At 62.1% G+C, this 6272-nt stretch carries 7 protein-coding genes and 1 pseudogene (1 of these 8 running past the window's edge); 3 read left to right on the forward strand and 5 right to left on the reverse strand.

Going from position 1 to position 6272, the window contains the following annotated elements:
- Positions 1-145 carry the 3' portion of an MFS transporter gene (locus K728_RS19495; RefSeq protein WP_237742150.1) on the forward strand. Its footprint begins 983 nt before the window's first position, so 145 of the gene's 1128 nt are visible here — the last part of the coding sequence; the start codon falls outside the window, past its left edge; its stop codon occupies positions 143-145.
- A 673-nt stretch (positions 146-818) separates the two neighbouring features.
- Here the strand turns inward: K728_RS19495 and K728_RS19500 are convergent.
- From K728_RS19500 to K728_RS19510, 3 genes and pseudogenes are all read right to left on the reverse strand, one after another.
- A complete protein-coding gene (locus K728_RS19500) occupies positions 819-1055 on the reverse strand; it encodes a hypothetical protein (RefSeq protein ID WP_035748172.1) in 237 nt (78 codons plus the stop codon).
- Positions 1052-2635, reverse strand: a complete 1584-nt coding sequence (locus K728_RS21990) for a M23 family metallopeptidase (protein WP_443110988.1) — start codon at positions 2633-2635, stop codon at positions 1052-1054. Before K728_RS21990 ends, K728_RS19500 begins: the two co-directional genes overlap by 4 nt.
- A gap of 81 nt (positions 2636-2716) precedes the next feature.
- Positions 2717-3782, reverse strand: a pseudogene (locus tag K728_RS19510) (alkene reductase).
- 305 nt (positions 3783-4087) lie between these two features.
- Between K728_RS19510 and K728_RS0113790 the strand changes: the two are divergent.
- Positions 4088-4390 carry a DUF4193 domain-containing protein gene (locus tag K728_RS0113790; RefSeq protein ID WP_019483350.1) on the forward strand — a complete coding sequence of 101 codons (303 nt, stop codon included), beginning with the start codon at positions 4088-4090 and terminating at the stop codon, positions 4388-4390.
- 83 nt (positions 4391-4473) lie between these two features.
- On the opposite strand, the gene K728_RS0113795 is transcribed toward K728_RS0113790, so the two are convergent.
- Entirely contained in the window at positions 4474-4857 is a 384-nt protein-coding gene (locus K728_RS0113795) for a hypothetical protein (protein WP_024477066.1), read from the reverse strand.
- 97 nt (positions 4858-4954) lie between these two features.
- Here K728_RS0113795 and K728_RS0113800 point away from each other — a divergent pair, with 97 nt between their 5' ends.
- Entirely contained in the window at positions 4955-5788 is an 834-nt protein-coding gene (locus K728_RS0113800) for a hypothetical protein (RefSeq protein ID WP_024477067.1), read from the forward strand.
- A gap of 238 nt (positions 5789-6026) precedes the next feature.
- Here the strand turns inward: K728_RS0113800 and K728_RS0113805 are convergent.
- Positions 6027-6272 (reverse strand): HNH endonuclease (locus tag K728_RS0113805; RefSeq protein WP_024477068.1); only part of this gene is annotated, 246 nt, incomplete at its 5' end.

Here is a 6272-nt window from a genome sequence, read left to right on the forward strand (position 1 = left end):
GGCTCGATCCGAGCTATCGAGCCAATCGCCTTGTCGCACTACTTCGGCACAGAGAATATCGGCGGTATCCGAGGCATCATTACCGCCATCAACGTCGGGTCGACAGCTCTGGGTCCGATACTTTTCTCACTCGGGCGCGATCTGACAGGGAACTATTCTGTGCCTAGCCTGATATTTGCGCTATTGCCGGTGTCGGTAGCAGTATTTGCGCTGCTGTGTCCCGCGCCCGGCCGGAAAGGCAAACTAATGGCCAGGGGTGCCAGCCGCTAGTATTCGGATGCCCTGCTGGTGAAACGCATTGGGGCGTTGAAGGTATTCCTGTGGGCCCAACCTTTGGGGACCGCCCAACACGACCCTCTGGGGGCTGATCGGATTCACGGGCCCGGCTGCTGGTTCCGGGACTTTTATCGCCTCTGCTTGGGTGGCGCCGGACACCCAGTCTCAATGTGGCGAACCCGTTGGTGACCCGTCGGGCGAATGAGGGCTAGGAAATTCGATGTCGTGTGTAGTAACCGGGTGCAAGGAAAAAGTTAGCGGAACCAGTGTGGTCCCCCAGTCGGTCGCTGGCGCCCAGCCCGGTGATCGGGCGGCTCAGCGCTCAGGCAGCGTTTTGACTGAATTCCTCGGTGCAGTCCTCGCAGAAGACTTCGTCAACTAGTTCGCCGCAACACTGACACCTGTGATTAATGTTTGTCATGGATAGACATTACGAAACGTACCCGCCGGGTCACGAGTAGGGAATACTCGTTTTCCCCATCCGTGATGCAGGTAGAGAGTGCCAAATCCACAAATGAGGCATCACCAACCTTGCAGACGGTCTAGGGTTTTGCCGCGGTCGCATCGTCTGCCGGTACGACGACGGTGTCCTGGTGGTTGTCCATGTCGTCTATCTCGCCATTTGAATCGGCGTCTGACTCCTCTTGACCATCGCAGGGGGGAGCTGGAACGGCCGGATCGCCGTCCCCGGCCTCTTCCTCAATAGCGTCATCCGCCTCAGTAGTGCCATCCACAGGAGTGGCCGAGGCATCGGAGGCAACCTGTTCGTCGTCGGTCACTGGTACGGGAATCGGTACCGGGAACGGCGACGCATCCTGTCGGGGGCCGTGTCCCGGCGTCGAGTCCTCACCGGATCCACTTCCAATAGCCTGGACTGTCTCAGGTTCGGTGCAGACCAGAGCTGGGTCAGGGTCCGGTTCAGGAGCGGGTGAAGGCTCAGGTTGGGGTGTGGGCTCGGGGCCGGGAGCGGGCGGGGGAGTAGTTTCATTTTCTGGCTCAGGCCCCGGGGAGCTGGGCGACGGTGCAGGTTCATCCTGTGACGGTGCAGGTTCATCCTGTTTCGTTGGGGCCGCTGACGGACTTGGGCTCGAAGAGTTCGGGCTCGAAGGACTCTGGCTTGACGGCCCCGGCTGAGGCTTATCCTGTTCTGACAACTTGGGTTCGGATGGTCTGGCAGTGGGTCGGGGAGTCGGCTTGGAATCATGAGCAACCGGGTAAGAGTGCCGTGGCGGGGNGGGGCCGAGCCGGCAGCAGGCTTCGGAACTGCTGGCGCGGCAACAATCGCCGGTCCATGCACCCCTTCGATGCGACTGTCACCCGTATCGTGTGACACCTCGTGAGGCATGGCAATTACCCATGGCACTGCATTGCTTGATGCACCCCCACCCGGTGCGTAGGAGGTCATGTCCGGTGTTCCCACCTGGGATGCGGGATTCAGCGGTGTGAGCGTCCATCCTCGAGGATCAACGTGGGACCCATCGCGAATGGTTTCAAAATGCAGATGACAACCCGTTGAGGACCCGGTTGACCCGACGGTCGCCAGAATCTCGCTGACTTCAACGGTAGCCCCGGCTTCAACCGAAATCCCCTCAAGGTGGTTGTAGGTGGTGATCAGCCCGTTGCCGTGATCGATCTCCACTCGATTCCCGCCACCCCAGGGGTGCCACCCGACGGCCCGTACCGTTCCGGCATCCGCCGCATGAACTGACGTACCGCAGGGTGCGGCGAAATCCAGTCCGTAGTGGAACTCGCCCGCCTCGCCGGTGAGCGGGTTGATGCGCTCGCCGAATGGGGAACTGGGGCTCAGTGTTCCCAACGGTGACATGAGTGTTCCCGGCCCGGGGCGGGCGGGGCCGTCGGAGGGAACGCTGGTGACCTGAAGCCCGTTATCAGCTGCCCTGGCCTCCTCCGACGCAATACCGCTGTTGGGTTGACCGGGAACCAGGAAATCCTGCAGTCCGGGAGTTGGGGTGGCTAGCAGTTCGCGGCCCACCCATCCGGTAGGCACAACTGCCGACACGGCAGAGTGGGGTGCCGCGGCTGCCAACTGCCCAGTCGTGCCAGAGAGGGAGCTTTGATACCCGGACCCACAGACCGCTGCCACGGCTACGCACACTGCGAGAGTTGCCCGCGTTGCGGACTTGCGCGGTCCCGGGGTTCTCGGGGCAGTAATTCGTCCGACAGGTGTCACGAGCAGCTCCAGGCAGATCCCCGCTGAGCGAGCTGACCGGCATTTGAAAACCCGTCGGGGCGGAAGCGAATTGGCCCCCACCCACTCACCCCTATGCGGGGAAGTTCTTATGTACCCACTCAGAGTGACGCACCACACCCGGATACGCAACGGCTGGAGAGCATGCATTTGAGAAATCGAATGACTTCCTAGGGTTTTACCAAGCTAGCTCTCTTGAGTGGGTGTGCATATCCTGGACGGCCGGGACTCCTAGGCTGTAGCTTCGGCCAGCACATCCTCGTAGAACGGGTAATCGATGTATCCCTCGGCGCCGTGTGAATAGTAGGTCGCAGGGTCGGGCTCGTTCAGCGGTAGGCCTTCCTGCCACCGGCGGGNGGGCCAGATCCGGGTTCGCGATCGCCTGACGGCCGACGACGACGGCGTCTCCGAGCCGGGATGCGAGGATGCTCTCGGCTTCGTCACGGTCGGTAATCACGCCGAAGCCGCTGTTCACCAGGAAGGGTCCGCCGAAGCGCGAACGGAGTCCCTGGATCAGTGAACCGGCTGGGTCTTCGTGGAGGACGCTCAGGTAAGCGAGGTTGAGGGGTGCGATAGCGTCGACCATTGCGCCATAGGTAGCGAGGATGTCGTCGGGATCTGCGGGTAGCACGTCCCTGCCGCTGGTGCCCGGGGAAATCCGGAGTCCCACCCGCTCGGCGCCGACCGCTGCAACTACCGCCTGGACTACCTCGGCCATGAAACGGGCGCGGTTGGCGGGGGAGCCGCCGTAACCGTCGTCGCGCTGGTTGGTTTCCGGGAACATGAACTGGTGGAGGAGGTAGCCGTTGGCCCCATGAAGCTCAACACCATCCATGCCAGCGTCGATCGCGTTCCGTGATGCCTGGACAAACTCTTCGATGACGCCGGGAAGTTCGTCAGTGGTCAGGGCGTGGGGAATCGGGTACGGCAACTTGCCATCATAGGTTCGGGTTTCGCCATTGATCGCCACAGCGCTCGGAGCAACGACCGTGTGCCCGCCAGTGGTTGCCTCGTGTGTGACCCGTCCGGCATGCATGACCTGGGCAAAGACCCGCCCACCGGCGTCGTGCACAGCAGAAGTGACATTGCGCCAGCCGGCCAACTGTTCCGCTGTCACTAGGCCTGGCTGGCCAGGGAAGCCTCGGCCGGCGTCACTCGGGTAAGTGCCCTCGGTGACGATCAGCCCCAATGATGCGCGCTGCCGGTAGTGCTCAACCACGAGAGGGCCAGGAACGCCCTCCCTGCTCGAGCGGACCCGGGTGAGAGGGGCCATGACGATACGGTTGGGCAGTTCCATGGCACCAATGGTGAGCGGGGTGAAGAGAGTCACGAGCAGCACTTTCCGTTGTAAATAGGTTCTGCAAGGGGCAACCCCGTCCACGTCCGACCTATTCCGGGGGCCCGTGTAGGCGGGAATAGCTAGCCACGGATATCGCTTACCTAGCTGTCACCCCGTAGGCCCTTTCGGGATGCTCAGAGGGGGCCCAATTATGCGTAATCGTGCAACAATATCTCCTGCACATTGGTCAGGAATTTCATGGTTATACTCGGTGGCTGCATCAACCACACAGCTTCAGCGATTTTCAAGAGAACGGCACCGGAATGGCAACGGATTACGACGCACCACGCAACAACGATGAGGACAAGGAAGCCGAGTCCCTCGAAGCCCTTCAGGCTAACCGTGGCAGCAAATCCCAGTCGGCTTCAGTTGACGTCGAGGATGCCGACACTGCCGAAGGGATTGACCTTCCCGGTGCGGATCTTTCGGGTGAGGAACTCCTGATCCAGGTAATTCCGCCGCAGGATGATGAGTTCACCTGCTCCTCCTGTTTCCTGGTCCGCCACCGCAGCCAGGTTGCCCGCCAGAAGGGCGACCTCCTGTTCTGCCGGGAATGCGAAGGCTAACCACCAGAAGACTTCTCCACTGCGCCGTCGACGGACCACCCCTCGGTCTGTCGACGATGCAGCGTGAGGATCGGGTGTGACGGCTAGTGGCCCAGCAGATCCTCATCGGCATGGCTGAGGGGCGAACCGCCAAGGTTGGCGCTGTCGTCGCTGCCATCGATCTCTGATTCGTCAGCGGGATCGCCGAAATCGACGTCCGCGGCGGCTTCGCCCAGCGTCGGTACGGCGTCGTCGCCCTCAGATCCATCGCGCAGTACCTGCTCAGCAACGGTGCCTTCCGCGGTCACCGTCGCAGCCGGCTCGTCCTGAAGTAGCGGGTCGTTTCGCCACTGGTCAGGGTTGTCTTCCGCAGCTCCCGGGTAGTTGTCGGGCTGTCCCGAAGCCACCGGATCCAGCTCCTCGGCTTCCGCTGTATCGATTGCGTCGGTGATACTCAGTTCCTCTTCGGGGAGGTTTGATTCAGTCATGACATGCACCTTTCGAGTCAACACGTGAACTACCCAGCCTACTGACCTCTTGGCGGAGGAGATAGTTTTATCGCGGTCAGACCGGTTCAATAGAGGTATGAGAACCCACACATCAAGCAAGGAAAAGACCAGCGCTGACCTGTATCGCCAGATAGCTGTCACTGCCAGCTTGATCTTCTGCCTGGTGGGATCGATGATCGGTGTCGGAGTCTTCGGCGGGACGCCCATCGCAGAGGCAGCTGGCGGGGCATTGGGCACGGATGCCACCCTTCTGGCCCCGGCGAGTGCTGCATTTTCCATCTGGTCAGTGGTGTACGCGGGCTTGGTGGCTTACACCGTCTGGCAATGGTTGCCGTCACAGCGATCCGCGCAGCGGCAACGATCGCTCGGCTGGATGGTCGCAGTGTCAATGGTGTTGAACGCGGTCTGGATTCTGAGCATCCAGGCCGGGTGGCTCAATGCGAGTGTGCCGGTGATTCTGGTGCTGCTTGCAGTCCTGACCGTCTTATTTCTGCGCTACAGCGGCCGGCCAGCATCATCGTGGCCTGAGGCAGTGATTGTCGATGGCACGCTGGGCCTGTATCTTGGCTGGGTCTGCGTAGCGGTGTGCGCGAACATCGCTGCAGCGCTGACCGCTGCAGGCTTCGACGGGTTTGGCTTGAACAAAGAAGTTTGGGCTGTCGCTATCCTTGCCGTCGTTGCACTGGTTGGCCTAGGGCTGGCGCTCAAAGGCAAGGGTCGTCTCGCCGTCGCGGCGGCTATTGGTTGGGGACTCACCTGGATCGCGGTTGGGCGCACCAGCGGCGACATGGAATCGGCGACGACGTCGATCGCTGCCGCCGTCGTGGCGGCAATCGTCCTGCTTGCAACAGTCATCATCAGGGTGCGCTCCCGCAGCCATGCAGGAGCGGCGACTTCCGCGCTGCGGTAGAGCTTCGCGCCCCGCCTCTGGCTGCGCCGCACCCCTGGCCGCGCCCCGTCCAGCCCAGCCCCGTATCCTCTGGCCGCACCCGCCCGCCAGAGCCCCGCATCCTCTGGCCGCACCCACCCGGCCAGAGGTGACATGTGGTGGGCCGACGGCTTTTTGAATCACCAGATCTCACGTCTGGGGCGGAGCTGCTAGGCACGCTGGGGCTGCCCAGGGGGCGGTGCTGGCTCAATGGGTGCTTCTAGAAGGGCGGGGGCATGTCGGCTGGTGGGGCTGGTGGTGGGTCGGCGGTGGTGAGGTAGGTTTCACCGGCAGGCGAGATCGCGATGATGGTCCCGGGCTCGGGTTGTTGGTAGTGCCAGTAGCCTTCGGTTTTGAACATGTGGTGACGTTTACACAGGGCCGCCAGGTTCCCGTAGGACGTTTTGCCGCCTTGGGACCAGGGGGTGGTGTGGTCGAGTTCGCAGAACACCGCCAACCGGTTACA

Origin of the sequence: Arthrobacter sp. CAL618 (assembly GCF_000468215.1) — a bacterium.
Lineage (GTDB): Bacteria > Actinomycetota > Actinomycetes > Actinomycetales > Micrococcaceae > Arthrobacter_D.

Coding starts and splice junctions, on each gene's coding strand:
- K728_RS0113800 (WP_024477067.1), top strand. CDS start 4,955: ATGAGAACCCACACATCAAGCAAGGAAAAGACCAGCGCTGACCTGTAT.
- K728_RS0113790 (WP_019483350.1), top strand. CDS start 4,088: ATGGCAACGGATTACGACGCACCACGCAACAACGATGAGGACAAGGAA.
- K728_RS0113795 (WP_024477066.1), bottom strand. CDS start 4,857: ATGACTGAATCAAACCTCCCCGAAGAGGAACTGAGTATCACCGACGCA.